Here is a 16677-nt window from a genome sequence, read left to right as displayed (position 1 = left end):
AAAAACTCGTTGAAACTCAGACCCATAAGGAGGATCACGACATGTCTAATCGTCTTCGTATCGGAATGGTTGGCTACAAATTTATGGGCAAGGCTCACAGCAACGCTTACCGTAGTCTACCCATGTTCTTCCCAGATGCCCCGCTGCAGCCAGAGATGTCCGTTATCTGTGGACGCAACGCGCAGGGGGTTCAGGCGGCTGCCCGCCAGTTCGGCTGGACCGAAAGTGTTACGGATTGGCGTGATCTAGTGAAACGTAACGATATTGATCTCATTGATATTAACGCCCCGAGTAATGCCCATAAGGAAATTGTCGTTGAGGCTGCCCTCCAGGGCAAGCATCTGTTCTGTGAGAAGCCGCTTGCGCTCTCGCTGGCGGATTCCCGTGACATGCTGCAGGTAGCAGAGGAAGCAGGGGTCAGACATATGGTAGGCTTCAACTACCGCTTTTCTCCGGCTGTCCAGCTGGCAAAGCAGCTAGTCGAGAGCGGTCGCCTAGGCAAAATTTATCATTTCCGTGCTTTCTTCCTTCAAGACTGGATCATGGACCCGTCCTTCCCGCTGGTATGGCGGCTGCAAAAAGAAGTGGCCGGTTCTGGCTCTCATGGTGATCTTGGCGCCCATCTGATTGATCTCGCTCGCTTCTTGGTCGGCGAGTTCCATGAAGTGATCGGCATGAGCGAGACATTCATCAAACAGCGCCCGTTGGCTTTGGAGATGAGCGGGTTGAGCTCCAAAAGGAGCGCAGAGGCAAATGCACCGATGGGAGAAGTGACAGTCGATGATGCCACGCTGTTCCTGGCACGCTTCGCCGGAGGTGCGCTGGGCAGCTTCGAGGCCACACGTTTTGCTGCTGGACATCGGAGCACAAATTCATTCGAGATCAACGGTAGCCTAGGGAGCGTGCGGTTTGACTTTGAACGAATGAACGAACTGGAAGTGTATTTCACACAGGATGAGGAGGACGTTCAGGGCTTTCGCCGCGTACTCGCCACCGATCCGGCACATAAGTACTCTGAAGCCTGGTGGCCTGCAGGACATACAATTGGATTCGAGCATACCTTCACCCACGAGATGCTTGAGATGTTGAGGGCCATCTCCGAAGGACGACAACCTTCGCCGAACTTCCACGACGGTGTCGCTTGTCAGGCTGTGCTTGAAGCGGTAGAACGCTCCATAGAGGAACGCCGCTGGGTATCCATTGAAGAAATGTAGAAATGTAGTATAACAATACATTCCGAAAGGTGAGTGGATTACAGATGCGCAAGGCACTGATTGTATGGGGTGGATGGAACGGACATGAGCCGGAGCAGGTGGCGGCCATTTTTGAACGCATTTTGAAGGAAGAGCAGTTCGAGGTGGGGGTGTCTAATACCCTTGAAGCCTACCAGGATGCAGAGAAACTGCTTGACCTGGACTTAATCGTTCCAATGTGGACCATGGGACAGATTGAGCAGGAACTAGTCAATAATGTCTCAGCAGCCGTTCAAAGCGGCGTAGGTCTCACAGGCTGCCATGGCGGCATGTGTGATGCCTTCCGGAACAACGTGGATTGGCAGTTCATGACAGGCGGGCAATGGGTTGCGCATCCCGGCAATGACGGGGTGGAGTACATGGTGAACATGAAGCGCGGCTCCAGCCCACTTCTAGAGCACATTGAGGATTTTCAGGTCAAAAGCGAGCAGTATTACCTCCACGTAGACCCGGCAGTTGAAGTGCTGGCAACCACACGCTTCCCGGTCGTACCAGGTCCCCATTCAGCCAATGGGCCAGTGGATATGCCTGTTGTATGGACGAAGCGCTGGGGGAACGGACGCGTCTTCTACAATTCGCTGGGCCATCACGCAGATATCATAGATATGCCTCAAGTGACCGAGATGATGCGCAGCGGGTTTCTGTGGGCAGCCGCAGGCAAACAGGCGGTGGCCACCCAGGGCAGCTCGCTGGCAGAGGCTTATACAGGCATGACAGACAACCAGCAGCGTTAGCGTGGATCGGATGAATTGGTAGTACCTCTGGCAAAGAGTTTGACCACCTGAACTCACCATGGTCAGAAAGGGACAGAGCACAGAAGGAGAACAGACAACACGGACAGTAATACCGTTAGGCGTGTGCCCTTATGCAATGATGTCCTGATTGAATTCGTATTGCCAGTCTCTAATAGTATCCGATGAAATAAAAGAATGCCATTATCCATTTTTTCTGAAGAAGAAGGGAGTCCAGGCATGAACAAAATGAAAGTAGGCATTATCGGGTGTGGTAAAATTAGCGGAATTTACATGGAAAATTGCCATCGTTTCGACATTCTGGAGCTGTACGCAGTAGCGGATCTGGACCAAGGTCGGGCAGAGGAGCAGGCGGTAGCGTTTAACGTTCCGAATGTATACTCGGTAGATGAGATTTTGGCTGATCCGGAGATCGAACTCATTATTAATTTGACCATTCCGGGCGTTCACGCTGACGTTTGTCTCAGAGCTCTTGAGGCAGGCAAGCATGTTTATGTGGAGAAGCCACTTGCCGTCACCCGTGAGCAAGGGCAGGCTGTCTTGGATCTTGCTCATCAAAAGGGACTGCTTGTCGGCTGCGCACCGGAGACCTTCTTCGGTTCCGGTATACAGACATCATTGAAGCTGATTGAAGACGGAGCCATTGGGAGTCCGGTAGCCGCTACGGCTTTCATGATGAGCCGTGGACATGAACATTGGCATCCTGATCCTGAATTTTATTATGCAGTCGGCGGCGGTCCAATGTTTGATATGGGCCCCTATTATTTGACGGCTCTGGTGCAATTGCTTGGTCCGATTGCTACCATTTCAGGCATGACAAGCAAGGCGATGGATCAACGAATGATTACGAGCGAGAAAAAGAGAGGCCAGACCATCCCCGTCGATATACCGACCCATGTGGCCGGATTGCTGCGCTTCAAGCAGGGGGCTGTCGGCACGCTAATTACCAGCTTTGACATCTTTGGTGGAAGCACTCTGCCACCGATCGAGGTATACGGCACTCATGGCACGTTACAGGTGCCTGACCCGAACACGTTCGGAGGGCCAGTTCGCTATAGGGTGCTAGGCGAGCAAGAATGGACAGAGGTACCGCTGCTGTCGGGCTACCAGGAGAACACAAGGGGCATCGGTGTTGCCGATATGGCCTACGCTATCCGCAGCGGACGGCCTCACCGCGCCAGTGGTGAATTGGCCTATCATGTGTTGGAGGCGATGTGGGCGTTCCACGATTCCTCCGATCAGCAGACCTTCTATCCAATGCAAAGCACATGTCTGCGTCCAGCGGCTTTACCGGAAAACCTGCCTTTGTACACGTTAGATACGTAAACAAAGGTCAGCCTAGTGCTAGTCAGCAGCATTCAAAAATTACAAGACTGGAGGGCATGTCCCAAAAGTCAGTTTTTGTTTTTTTTACATTCTGCTTTGAATGTTCATTTCTATTGAAAAGAAGACTCCAGCTCCGTTTTGACCGCGGCTTTGGAGTCTTCTCAGTTCAATTTTCGGGGAATTTGACAGATCGAGAAGTTGTGGAAGTCCTTTCATAAAAGATTATAGTGCAAAGACTAAAAGAGGAAAGACAAAGCAAAGTAACCGTCATAGGTACGGCGGATAAGAAAAGCTCACGTGTGCATTCAACGGGTAATGAGAGGGTTCACTTGGTAACCTAGGTTTAAACTGACGAGGAGTCAATAATCGAAAATATGATGAACTGAAACGGATTTTCTTTACGCACAATTGGGACTGCCTTAGTGCCGAACAGTTAGATCGAACGAAGAACATTTTCTCCGCTACATTTTCCGGATCGCCGTCATACAGACAGCCATTCAATTTGCATTCTTCATCGATCATCTCTGGCGTGGTCGGTTTATGCTCCCAAAAGACCTGATCTTAATTTCGGTCATAAAATCATTCTTTACCGATCGTTCTAAATATGTTATATTGTTGGCGTGGGAGGAATACACGGATAAGAAGCCAAGAGTTATGAGGAGTGGTGTGAGATCTTGCCGTGGAGTTCTTCTACGCATATTAGAATGATCATTCTTATTGTAAAAGATGGAGAAGGGATGGATTGACATGGAATATCGTGTGTTAGGAAATACAGGCCTTAAAATAAGCAGTTTTGTATTAGGTACAGGTACTTTTGGTTTTTGGGGGAACAATACGGAGAAAGAAGCTGCAGTCATGTTGGATGAGGCTTTGGCTGGAGGCATTAATCTGATCGATACAGCGGATGTCTATTCAAGTGGTCAATCCGAAGAAATTCTGGGTCACATCCTAAAAGGACGCAGACAGGATGTTATTCTGGCCACGAAAGGCGGAATGCCCATGGGCAGTGGGCTTAATCAATCCGGTAACTCGAAATATTGGATTAAGCGTGCAGTAGAGGGTAGCTTGAGAAGGTTGCAAACGGACTATATCGATTTGTATCAACTACATCAGCCGGATCTCCATACTGACATTGAAGAGAGTCTTGACGCACTTACGGACCTGGTTCGTGAAGGGAAGATTCGCTATATTGGTACATCCAATTTTCAGGCATGGCAAGTGACCGAAGCACAATGGACTAGCGAACGCAAAAATACCGCACGCTTTGTATCCGAGCAAGCCCCGTATTCCATATTGAATCGAAGTATCGAATTCGATTTGCTTGCTGCAACCGCTAAATACGGAATGGGTGTAATGGTTTGGAGCCCACTTTCGGGTGGTCTACTAACGGGAAAATACCGCTCGGGAGAAGCTGTTGCCCCAGATTCAAGAGCAGCAAGTTCTCTAGGGAAACTTTCAACTGTTGTAGATCCGAATCGAGAAGAAAATCGCATCAAGTTCGAAGCCGTTGCTAAGCTCCAAACCCTTGCAGGTGAAGCAGGATTAACTTTGCCTCATCTTGCCATGGCATTTACACAAGCTCATTCGTCAATTACTTCTGCTATAGTGGGGGCAAGAACAATTGAGCAACTTCGTGAAACGTTAAAAGGCAGCGACATCCGATTAAGCACTGATATCCTGGATGCGATAGATGCTATCGTTCCGCCAGGAGTAACCCTGGATGCCCTGGAAAAAGGATGGACGCCTGATTGGTTACAAGCAGACAAACGAAGAATCCTGGGTTAAATATGTAAGACAGACCTCATACCTGTAATGTATTCACTTATTTTAAATCTAGTTTGCCGATCCTTCACTAAATTGTATAATGATTATTCGAGGTGATGACGATGGCAAGATCAAAAGAATTTGAAGTTAATGAAGTATTAGATAAAGCAATACACCTATTTTGGGCACAAGGATATGAGAAAACCTCAATGCAAGATTTGGTTGAGTTTATGGGCATTCACCGAAGAAGTATCTATGATACCTTTGGGGATAAGCATGCCTTATTTATGAAAGCTCTCGAACGATATGAAACGAAGCAGACCAGCAAAATGAGGTTTCTGATTGAAAAACAAAAACCGATCAAAGAATTAATTCGGGAGTTGTTTGAGGCGACAGTAAGAAATGAAGGAGAACCTCTAGGGTGTTTTCTCGTGAATTCAGGCGTGGAACTCGGCGTGTTGGATCCAGAAGTTGCATCCTTAGTTGATGAGAGTTATTCGCGAACTGAGGAACTCTTGACTAACCTTGTTCTGAAGGGTCAACAATCGGGTGAGTTCAAGAATGACTTGGATCCTGTAGTTATTTCTCATTATTTAATGAATGCGTGGTTGGGGCTACGTACGTTGGTTAAGACAACAACGGATCAGCAAAAATTAAAGAATATTATTGATATGACACTGACCGCTTTGGATTAAAAGTGGAATTACAGCATGACAGGCAAAAGGAGTCACCTAAATGGAGGACTGTTTGTTTCCGTGATACAAGTTTTTTCTTGTCCCTCTAACGAAAGAAAGAACTTGTATCTCATGCCTCAAACAAGTCAAGGAATACCGCTCCAAAATTAAAATCTTAGTCATAAAAAAATTCTTTACTGTTCGTTCTAAAATTGATATGCTAATAGCAAGTTAGATCTAACTGTTTTTTCACCCTAATAAGAATGATCGTTCTAAAATCGTCTTTAAAACTCATTTACACTAATCTGCATGTTATGAAGGAGAGAATATTATGAAGTATACAGTTATTACAGGAGCAAGTTCAGGGATTGGATATGCAACGGCATTGGCGTTTGCTGCACGTGGCAAAAACTTAATCTTGGTAGCTAGAAGATTGGATAAATTAGAAGAACTCAAATCAGCAATTCTGGATATGGATCCTACTATAAATGTTATTGTTCGTACAAGTGACCTGTCTGTTACAGATCAGGCCTACACACTATATAACAATTTAAAGGAATACCAAATTGAGACCTGGATTAACAATGCGGGGCTCGGTGAAGCTTCTTTTGTAGCAGAACAGAATTTAGATAAAGTTGAAACTATGCTACGTGTTAACATTGAAACCTTGACGATCCTTTCTACACTATATGTACGAGATTATGCTGATGTAGAAGGAACTCAGCTAATTAACGTCTCATCCGCACTCGGATATGCCATTGCTGTTGGGAGTGTTGCTTATTCTGCATCTAAATATTACGTTAGTGCCTTCACAGAAGGGCTTGCAAAAGAACTAGAAATGAAAGGTGCAAAACTAAAAGCTAAGGTTTTAGCACCAGCTATAACAGAAACGGAATTCGTTAAGAAATCATTAGATACTGAAGAATTTGATTACAAAGCAAACATGCCTAAGTACCACACTGCCAAACAAATGGCGGGCTTCATGTTGGATCTTTATGATAGCAACGAGGTGGTAGGGATTGTAGACCAGAACTATGATTTCAATCTGAGAGGCGAAATCTATCCAATCATTTCAGAATTTTAAATTCAATTCATATATCCTTGAATACATTAAAAGAGGAGAGTATCCGAATGAAAAAATTGTGGAGTAAAACAAACATTGGAACAATGGAATTACCTCATCGTTTAGCAATGGCACCAATGACACGTAGTAGATCGCAAGAAGATGGTACACCGGGAGAGCTAACTTCCCTTTATTATGCTCAACGAGCGTCAATGGGACTCATTATTACTGAGGGTGTACAGCCTTCTGATGATGGGCAAGGTTACTTATGGTCACCTGGGATCTATACGGATAAACATATCGAAGGATGGAAAAAGGTTACAGATGCAGTGCATAAAGCAGGTGGATATATGTATATCCAATTAATGCATGCTGGTCGCATGTCGCACCCTGATAATACACCACATCATCGCCAACCTGTTGCGCCATCTGCAATCGCGCCCGGTGTAGAAATGTTTACTGCTAAAGGTATGCAGGACATTCCCGTTCCTCGTGAGTTAAGTGAAGAGGACATTCAAACGACCATTGCTGATTTCCGGAAAGCAGCAGCAGCGGCTATTAAAGCAGGTGCGGATGGCGTTGAAATTCATGGAGCCAATGGTTATCTGATTAATCAATTTATCGGAGAAAACTCGAATACACGGACAGATGGATACGGGGGATCTATAGAAAATCGTGCTCGCTTCGCGATTGAAGTAACGAAAGCCATAGTCGAAGAAATTGGAGCAGAAAGAACAGGCTTCCGTATCTCGCCAGGGACACCTCTTGGTGGGATTCAAGATGGTGAACAAGGTCCTGAACTTTATCGTTATCTTGTAAAAGAATTAGCTAAATTGGATTTAGCTTACCTCCATGTCATGCATCTTGGAAATGAAAAGCTGCTCCAAGACATTCGCTCAATCTGGACGAATCCATTGTTAGTCAATCGTGCTGGACGAGCTCTGGAAGATCTTAGCGTGGATATAGATCGTGGCCTTGCTGATCTGGTGCCCGTTGGTGTGTGGTCATTAGCCAATCCAGATTTAGTGGAACGACTTCAAAAAGGTGCGCCATTGAACGAAGCAGATCCGACAACATTCTTTGGTCTGGGAAGCAAAGGTTACACGGATTATCCTACGATGGAAGAATTAGAATCCCAAGAGGGGTAACAATAGTGAATATGGTAAATCATGGCGTGCGACTGAAAGTTGTACGCCATGATTTATCTACTCTACCTTGATTTTATTAGCCAAGAACTAAATATTTATTTTGATCCACCTACACTCGTAACTAGTGATTGCATTCATGGTGTGCTACCCCAAAATTAGCAAAGGAAGAGGATGAATCATGAGAGCAGCACAAATACAGAAATATTCAAAAAAAATCCAAGTGGAATTAAATGATGTTAACATACCACAGATCAATAGCCATGAGGTTCTTGTCAAAGTAAAAGCTGCAGGTGTAAATCCACTGGACATTCTTAATCTGAATGGCAGTGTTCGGATGATTGCTGACTATAAGTTGCCATTAACTTTAGGGAATGAACTATCCGGCATTATTGAAGCCGTTGGTGATGATGTTTTGAATTTTAAGGTTGGTGACCCTGTTTATACGAGGTTGCCGCTTAATAAAATCGGTGCTTTTGCTGAGTATGCGGCCGTAAATGAAGATGCTTTATCCATCATACCTGAAAATCTATCTTTTATTGAAGCTGCTGCGGTACCCCTTACTGCCTTGACTGCTTATCAAGCATTGCACGATGTACTCCATGCCCAGCCGAATAGAAAGCTATTCATTCCTGGAGGAACCGGAGGATTTGGCGCTATGGCAATTCCCATTGCCAAATCAATGGGATTACATGTTATTACAAGTGGAAGTGAAAGAGGCAGATCACGTACACTGTCGATCGGGGCTGATCAATTCATAAATTATAAGGCAGAGAATTATGCTAACATACTGTCCGATATCGATTATGTGATCGACACCTTGGGTGCCAAAGAGATCAAAGCTGAACTGGGCATTTTAAAACCACAAGGGAAATTGGTATCATTGAAAGCCGGACCTAATTATCGCTTTGCGGTTGACAATCATTTTCCGTTGTGGAAAAAAGCATTGTTTGGTCTAGTGGGTGCTCGCTTAGATTCTTTAGCACGTAAGAATCAAAATGAATATCGCTTTTTATTTGTGCAAGCCAATGGAAGTCAATTACAAGAAATCACTAAACTTGTTGAAAAAGAAAATATCAAGCCCTCTATAGATTCAACTTATACGTTTGGGGACATTAACAAGGCGCTGATTAAAGTGTCGATGGGCCACTCTCAAGGCAAAGTGATTGTGACCTTCTAAATAATAAGCAACTTATGTGATGTTGCTTGCGTGTTCTGAGAATAAACAAATTATACTGTAGGCCGAAGTAAGCACATCTAATATTATAGACGCCGTTCCGAGATGACCTAAATAAACGATTATTGCTGGAAACGTAACAACAGGTGAAGCGACACGGGATTTAATATTACTTTGTGAATCCAAAAAAGGGGAGAAGAACAGATACTTAGTCATGTGGATGTTGATTATTTAAAAAATTGGTTCTCATTAACGCAATCCCCTGACCAAAGTTTCTGGTAGGGGGATTGCGTTAATGTAAGTTCTAGTTCACATACTTCTCTATCGTGCTTCGGACTGCACCAGGACCTGCCAGCATCTCATGAAACATGGCTTCAATCTTGTCGCCCAGACCAATCTCATATAATCGGACACCGAACAGTTTGTCATCCTCGAGGAGGCAGCGAACCTCGGAGGTCTGATCGCCCAGCTTCGTATTCTGCAAATATCCCTGTAATGTATCTAGTAACGGGTCCGGACTGAGTATGAAGGGTGCTCCTTGATCATCCACTCCCAGCAAATAGCGACACCAGATCGCAATGGTCAAGGGAATAGCAGTCAAGTTCGCAGGATCAAGTCCTGCTGTGCTAGCATAAGACTTTATGGTTTCACCAAAACGGATGCTCATCTTTTGAGAGGTATCTGTTGCAATCCGCTGAGGCGTATCCGGAATATAGGGATTGGCGAAGCGTTCCTGCAATACCTCGTCAATAAATGGTTTCGGTTGGATAATAACGGGATCAACTACAACAGGCAAACCTTCCTTGTAGCCAATGGTTTCCACCAGACGACGCAATGTGTGATCCCTCATTTCATCTGCAATAAGCTCATATCCAAGCAGACACCCAGCTAGGGCCAGCGCTGTATGCAGCGGATTGAGACAGGTAGTGACTTTCATCTTCTCCACTTTGTCCACCGTATCCCGATTCGTGAAGATGATGCCAGCTTCCTCCAGTGCAGGTCTCCCGTTCGTAAACTTGTCTTCAATGACCAAATACTCGCTAATCTCAGCATTGACAAAGGGAGCCGTATACGTATGCCTTGAGGTAACGATCATCTCCATGTCGGCTAACCCCAGCCCCCGAAGAGCAGACTGTACTTGCAAGGAAGGGCGGGGGGTGATTTTGTCAATCATGGTCAGGGGGAAGGTTATTTTCTCCTCATTATGCAGATAGTCTGCAAATCCTTCCTCTACCAGGCCTCTGCGAGTCCACTCCTTGGCGATAGCAATCATACTATCCTTTAACAGATCGCCGTTATGGGAGCAATTATCCATGCTCACAAAGGTCATTGGATGCCGCCCCTTCAGGTAACGCCGATAGGCAAGCGAAGTAGCTATGCTCATCACATGCATCGGTTGTTCAGGACCATTCGTCAAATCCCTCTCCACAACAGCCAGATACTTGCCGTCGGGCCCGGTCAGGGCGTATCCTTTTTCCGTGACAGTAAAGCTGGCCATCTGCAGGGACGGATTCTCAAATATTTCAATCAGACGGAGGTAGTCGTCTGGACGATTTTGCTCTGCTGCGAGTCCCTCAACGATGCTTGCGACCACGCTCTTGTGAAATCTTCCGTCAGCACTCATCAACACCAGTAAGGTTAGATTGTCATAAGGCTTATAGACTTTGTCGATCATTTCAAAATCAAAGGCTTCGGCCGCAATAATACCTGTATCCGCTTTCAATTTATTCAGCAGTTGTTGCTGCGCGTTGGCTATCAACCCTCGAAAAATATTGCCTGCGCCGAAATGCACCCATTGTGGTCTAACTCGGGTGTTATTGGCTACAAGCTCCAGATCATATTTTGGCAGTTCGATGCCTGCTGCTCCCCAGGCCGCCTTTTCTGAAAGGCCTTTCCGGTCAAGTTGGAGCATTTATTTCACTCCTTTGCCTTGAGCGAGACTATCCCAGACACCCAGCAAGTACATAACTCCCAGTGCACGGTCATACAAACCGTAGCCTGGCCGACAATTCTTTTCTTCCCCCCATAGATGTCTGCCGTGATCAGGGCGTACATATCCCTGATAGCCGTTCTCGTAATAAGCTCTAACTACTTCCGGAACATCGACGCTTCCGTCCTTACCGCGGTGTGACACTTCAATAAAGTCGCCATTCTCAAACACCTTGACATTACGAATATGAGCAAAATGAATACGATTATGAAACTCCCGAATCATGGCTGGCAAATCATTCTCAGGATTGCTCCCCAGTGAGCCTGTGCAGAAGGTTAGACCATTATATGGGCTGTTCACTGCATCTAGGATGCGCTGGATGGTCTCACGACTACGGACAATTCTCGGCAATCCGAAGATGGGCCATGCCGGATCATCAGGATGAATGGCCATCTTGATGTCAACCTCCTCGCAGACCGGGATGATGCGCTCAAGAAAATACTTCAGGTTGCCAAACAACTTGTCTTCTGTGACATCCGCGTAAGCAGCAAAAAGTTCATCCAGTCTCGCCAACCGCTCCGGTTCCCAGCCAGGCATGGTGAACTTTCCGGCTCCCTCGAGAATCCGATCCACCATTTGGCGTGGATCATCGGTAATGGCAGCCTTTTCATAAAAGAGGGCGTTGGACCCGTCAGGCAGTTCCTTATACAGTTCCGTTCTTGTCCAGTCAAAGACAGGCATAAAGTTATAGCAAATCACCTTGACTCCCACTTTGGCTAATTTTCGAATGGTGTCGATATAAATGTCAATATATTGATCGCGGGATGGCAGGCCGATTTTGATATCATCGTGGACATTTACACTTTCTACGACCGCCGTACTAAAGCCCTTGCTCGTAATCTGATCAGCTACCTCCTGAATTCGCTCCATTTCCCATACTTCACCGGCTACCTTATCATGTAAAGACCAGACAATGCCCATAACTCCCGGAATTTGCCGGATATGATCCAGTGTAATATTGTCGTTGTTTTCACCATACCATCTCCAGGTCATATTCATAACGATACCCTCCCTGATTGTATTTCGTTTGTCTTGTATACAAGATTGAGTTGATCATAAATTATAGGGTTTGTTCTTGTCAATGATAATTTCAGAGGGGTTCGTCAGCTCAAAATGCTTTATAATATAACTAGATTTATAAAGTAAAGGTAGGAATGATATGTTTACAAAAGAAGAAATCATGCAACTGTTAAAAAAAGATATTTTGTCACTGACCTTAAAGCCGGGTACTCTTCTCAGTGAGACGACCTTGTCAGAACGCTTCCAGCTGTCCAGAACTCCGCTACGCGATGTATTGAAGTGGCTTGCGCTTGAGTCCTACATTGATATTTATCCCAAAAAGGGGAACATTGTGTCCTATATTGATCTAGAGTCCGTTGAACAAATTATTTACTTAAGAAGCGCATTGGAAAAGGAGATTATGAAGGAGCTTTCTTCGCAAATTACATTAAGCGATGTACAGAAGTTGAGTGATATTCTAGACAGACAGAGAGCTGTGATTGAAGAAGATCATGCTACGGATCAATTTCTCAGTCTGGATGATCAGTTTCACCAAACCATGTTCCAATTGGTGGGACGGGGGTTTCTTTGGCAGCTCATTCAGCAGTCGAATGTTCACTATATCAGATATCGCAAGCTGCATATGCTGGAAACAGGGAAGCTGATGGGCATCTGGCATGAGCACCAAGCTATGCTTGAATACATGCTGAATAAGGAAACAACCAAAATGGATGATCTGGTTCATCATCATCTCAGAGAGGATATCCATTCGCTCGATTTTCTCCGGAAGTTCGCTGATTATATCAAGAAATAAGGCAGCTAGCTCAAATTAACATGTATGAATTTTAAAGTAGTGGGTAATTCATGGAGGCTGTTCTACAAGTTGAATATGTCGGTGATAGAGCGAGTAATAAACGCGAGACTGCAGCAAATTTATGGGCGGAAACGTGCCGGCCTGTGTCATTCCATTTTTGCTCGTGAGCATTGTTATTTACCGTCAGGCGGTGGTCAAACTGGAGGAATCCTCACAGGAGTTTGCAGCCTTGTATACATGTTTCAGGCCCCGAAGCAAACGGATATTAAGCAGTGGAAAAAGGTGGAGCTACTATATCAACAAGGATACGCTTACCACTCCTGCGGCTGCGGCGGCCCCGGGTACAGACCCTCCCGGCTGTCGGAGGTACCTGAATTTCTGGAGATACAGCGAACGTTTGAGAATAAGAGAGAGGCGCTGCTGTACCGACTTTTGCAGAGCTAGTTGACGCGGGCTTATAACAAACGTAAGTGAAAGTAAATTTGGCAATTGGAACAAACATATCCTGGATATATTAATACATATCACAGTGTTTCACAGTAAGTGTAAGCCAGGAATAGAGAATGAAATAAATTATCTTCTTTTTAGTTATCATAAAGAAGAGCCTATAGAATCACATTTGAGATGAAGTGAATTATAGAAACTTTCATGCTTTCCCATTTTCCCAAGTGCAAAGATGAACATGCCCGAAAAAAAATATAAGAGGTTCACTATACGCGCTTCGTTCGCTGAACTAACGGGCAGGTTAGCTCAATAAGAACCCGACGCAACTTCAGGGTTTCCTTAGGCTACATAGGAGCGATAGGGAACTATGCAGTAACTGAGTTCGGCTCGAGCCATGGTTTTTGATGTGACTAATGATAGTGGAAAATCAAAAAAGAACCTGGATAGTTTTATCAGGTTCTTTTATATTGCATATAAAACAGACACGATGATATAATCAGATTACGACTTCGTAAATTTTTATGGACATAATTATTACATCTTACAATTTAACTTTACCATGCCGCTAAACTCTTGTCAAATGTTTTTTTCTCAATTTAATAGTTAGGAGAGATATTGAATGAGTTCTTTGGTTCTCGGTTTTCAGGAAATGGAAAAAACGCAGTTTTTGCTGGTTGGCGGAAAAGGGTTAAATTTAGGGGAATTATCAAAAATTGAAGGAATACCTGTACCAGAAGGTTTTTGTGTTACAACAGTGGGGTATCAAAAAGCCATCGAACAAAAAGAAACGTATTATGCATTGTTGGACCGACTAACAAGGCTAAAAGCAGAAGAACGAGCTCAAATTGGTGAAATCAGCAGGCAGATTCGACAAATGATTATGGAAGTAGAAGTTCCTTCCGATGTTGTGGAAGCAGTTACTCACTATCTCTCCCGGTTTGGAGAGGAACATGCTTACGCAGTGCGTTCTAGTGCGACTGCTGAAGATTTACCACATGCCTCTTTTGCTGGTCAACAAGACACCTATTTAAATATCATTGGCAAAGAAGCAATCTTGCAGCATATCAGCAAATGTTGGGCTTCCCTATTTACGGATCGCGCGGTTATCTATCGTATGCAAAATGGATTTGACCACAGTCAAGTTTATTTATCCGTTATCGTTCAAAGGATGGTTTTCCCGCAGGCTTCAGGAATTTTATTTACCGCTGATCCGATTACATCCAACCGGAAGCTGCTATCGATCGAAGCTAGTTTTGGACTTGGAGAAGCACTGGTCTCTGGCTTGGTCTCTGCCGATTGTTATAAAGTACAGGAAGGGGAAATCGTCGATAAGAGGATAGCAACCAAAGAATTGGCTGTCTATGGACGAAGAGAAGGCGGAACAGAGACCCGGCAGATCGACCCCGATCAGCAAAAGACTCAAACCCTTACTGAACAACAAATTTTGCAACTGGCACGCATCGGAAGACAGATCGAAGCTTATTTTGGTTACCCGCAAGATATCGAATGGTGTTTGGCCCATGATACTTTTTATATTGTCCAGAGTCGTCCAATCACGACTTTATACCCGATCCCTGAAGCGAACGATCAAGAAAATCACGTTTACGTATCTGTCGGTCATCAACAAATGATGACTGACCCGATAAAACCATTGGGATTGTCTTTTTACCTGTTAATAACTCCTGCACCCATGCGTATAGCCGGTGGAAGGTTGTTTGTTGATGTTACACATATGCTGGCTTCACCTGTCAGTAGAGAAACTTTCTTAAATACCCTGGGACAATCTGATCCGCTCATAAAAGACGCATTTATGACCCTAATAGAGCGAGATTTTATAAAATCGTTACCAGATGATAGAACAGAACAGAGTCCCGGTAATAGCAGTAAAGGTAGGTCGTCTGCAGGTTTTCAAGCACAAATCGAAAACGATCCGGCAATCGTTTCTGATTTGATTAAGAACAGTCAAACATCGATAGAAGAATTAAAACAAAACATCCAAACGAAATCAGGAGCAGATTTATTTGATTTTATTCTGGAAGATCTCCAAGAATTAAAGAAGATCTTATTTGACCCACAAAGTTCAAAGGTTTTTATGACTGCTATGAATGCTTCGTCATGGATCAATGAAAAAATGTATGAGTGGTTAGGTGAAAAAAACGCAGCAGATACGCTTTCTCAATCTGTACCAAACAACATTACTTCGGAAATGGGTCTGGCGCTATTGGATGTCGCAGATGCGATTCGTCCTTATCCGGAGGTAATTGATTATTTACAACATGTAAAAGATGATAATTTTTTGGATGAAATGGTTAAGTTGGATGGTGGACAGGAAACTCAAGACGCTATCTATGCTTATCTCAATAAATACGGAATGCGATGTGCCGGTGAAATCGATATTTCGAGAACTCGTTGGAGTGAAAAACCAATTATACTTGTCCCCATGATTCTCAGTAATATCAAAAACTTTGAGCCTAATGCTGGCAATTGGAAATTTGAGCAGGGGCGACAAGAGGCTTTGAAAAAAGAACAAGAGTTATTAGATCGATTGAAGCAATTACCGGATGGTGAACAAAAAGCCAAAGAAACAAAACGGATGATCGATCTGATCAGGAATTTCATCGGTTATCGTGAATATCCCAAATACGGCATGGTTAATCGCTACTTCGTTTATAAGCAGGCTTTACTAAAAGAAGCCGAACAACTCGTACAAGCTGGCATTATTCACGAAAAAGAAGATATATACGATCTCACTTTTGAAGAACTTCACGAAGTCGTACGCACAAATAAACTGGATTATCAGATCATCAGTAAACGAAAAGACGATTACAAATTATATGAAAAACTAACTCCCCCGCGTGTAATCACGTCTGATGGTGAAATCATTGCGGGTGAGTACAAACGAGAAAATCTCCCAGCTGAAGCGATTGTAGGTCTGCCTGTTTCTACCGGAGTTATAGAGGGACGAGCACGTGTCATCTTAAACATGGAAGATGCTGATCTGGAGGATGGAGATATATTAGTCACCGCCTTTACTGACCCCAGCTGGACACCATTGTTTGTATCCATAAAAGGCCTAGTCACCGAAGTTGGTGGACTGATGACTCATGGAGCCGTTATCGCACGTGAATATGGCTTACCCGCTATTGTCGGAGTGGAAAATGCTACCAAGCTGATAAAAGATGGGCAACGAATTCGTGTGCATGGAACAGAAGGGTATATCGAAATATTGTAATGGCTGAATACGCTAAGTAATAGCCTCTGTCATAATGGACGGCA

At 44.5% G+C, this 16677-nt stretch carries 13 protein-coding genes; 11 read left to right on the top strand and 2 right to left on the bottom strand.

Going from position 1 to position 16677, the window contains the following annotated elements:
• The first annotated feature begins 41 nt into the window (after positions 1-41).
• From JOE49_RS18795 to JOE49_RS18760, 8 genes are all read left to right on the top strand, one after another.
• The gene (locus JOE49_RS18795) at positions 42-1214 is read left to right on the top strand and encodes a Gfo/Idh/MocA family protein (RefSeq protein ID WP_023988825.1); all 1173 of its coding nucleotides are present in this window, start codon (positions 42-44) and stop codon (positions 1212-1214) included.
• Positions 1215-1258: 44 nt separating this feature from the next.
• Positions 1259-1987: a ThuA domain-containing protein gene (locus tag JOE49_RS18790; RefSeq protein ID WP_209942377.1), complete on the top strand. Its 729-nt coding sequence runs from the start codon at positions 1259-1261 to the stop codon at positions 1985-1987.
• A gap of 237 nt (positions 1988-2224) precedes the next feature.
• Complete coding sequence (locus JOE49_RS18785; RefSeq protein WP_209942375.1) at positions 2225-3331, top strand: Gfo/Idh/MocA family protein; 1107 nt, start codon at positions 2225-2227, stop codon at positions 3329-3331.
• A gap of 747 nt (positions 3332-4078) precedes the next feature.
• Positions 4079-5116 (top strand): aldo/keto reductase, encoded by a 1038-nt coding sequence (locus tag JOE49_RS18780; protein ID WP_023988822.1) that lies wholly within the window; start codon positions 4079-4081, stop codon positions 5114-5116.
• A 101-nt stretch (positions 5117-5217) separates the two neighbouring features.
• On the top strand, positions 5218-5790 hold the full coding sequence (locus JOE49_RS18775; protein ID WP_023988821.1) for a TetR/AcrR family transcriptional regulator: 573 nt from the start codon (positions 5218-5220) through the stop codon (positions 5788-5790).
• 310 nt (positions 5791-6100) lie between these two features.
• Positions 6101-6853, top strand: a complete 753-nt coding sequence (locus JOE49_RS18770; RefSeq protein ID WP_069080643.1) for an SDR family NAD(P)-dependent oxidoreductase — start codon at positions 6101-6103, stop codon at positions 6851-6853.
• 47 nt (positions 6854-6900) lie between these two features.
• Positions 6901-7980, top strand: coding sequence for an alkene reductase (locus JOE49_RS18765; protein ID WP_028541612.1), 1080 nt, complete (start codon positions 6901-6903; stop codon positions 7978-7980).
• A gap of 178 nt (positions 7981-8158) precedes the next feature.
• Entirely contained in the window at positions 8159-9157 is a 999-nt protein-coding gene (locus JOE49_RS18760) for an NADP-dependent oxidoreductase (protein ID WP_028541611.1), read from the top strand.
• A gap of 301 nt (positions 9158-9458) precedes the next feature.
• Here the strand turns inward: JOE49_RS18760 and JOE49_RS18755 are convergent, their stop codons facing one another.
• Together JOE49_RS18755 and uxuA are read right to left on the bottom strand one after the other, a co-directional pair.
• Positions 9459-11066, bottom strand: coding sequence for a mannitol dehydrogenase family protein (locus JOE49_RS18755; RefSeq protein WP_209942374.1), 1608 nt, complete (start codon positions 11064-11066; stop codon positions 9459-9461).
• A complete protein-coding gene (gene uxuA / locus JOE49_RS18750) occupies positions 11067-12143 on the bottom strand; it encodes a mannonate dehydratase (RefSeq protein WP_028541609.1) in 1077 nt (358 codons plus the stop codon). It lies immediately after the preceding gene.
• 160 nt (positions 12144-12303) lie between these two features.
• Here uxuA and JOE49_RS18745 point away from each other — a divergent pair, with 160 nt between their 5' ends.
• The 3 genes from JOE49_RS18745 to ppsA all read left to right on the top strand — a co-directional run bounded on the left by JOE49_RS18745 (position 12304) and on the right by ppsA (position 16633).
• On the top strand, positions 12304-12957 hold the full coding sequence (locus tag JOE49_RS18745) for a GntR family transcriptional regulator (protein WP_028541608.1): 654 nt from the start codon (positions 12304-12306) through the stop codon (positions 12955-12957).
• Positions 12958-13026: 69 nt separating this feature from the next.
• Positions 13027-13401, top strand: a complete 375-nt coding sequence (locus tag JOE49_RS26470) for a hypothetical protein (protein WP_226887811.1) — start codon at positions 13027-13029, stop codon at positions 13399-13401.
• Between the two features lie 619 nt (positions 13402-14020).
• Positions 14021-16633: a phosphoenolpyruvate synthase gene (gene ppsA / locus JOE49_RS18735; RefSeq protein WP_209942372.1), complete on the top strand. Its 2613-nt coding sequence runs from the start codon at positions 14021-14023 to the stop codon at positions 16631-16633.
• Positions 16634-16677: the final 44 nt, after the last annotated feature.

The sequence above is a fragment of the Paenibacillus sp. PvR133 genome (assembly GCF_017833155.1).
Taxonomy (GTDB): Bacteria; Bacillota; Bacilli; order Paenibacillales; family Paenibacillaceae; genus Paenibacillus; species Paenibacillus polymyxa_B.
The sequence above is the reverse complement of the archived record's forward strand: the minus strand, read 5'-3'. Positions and strand labels throughout refer to the sequence as shown.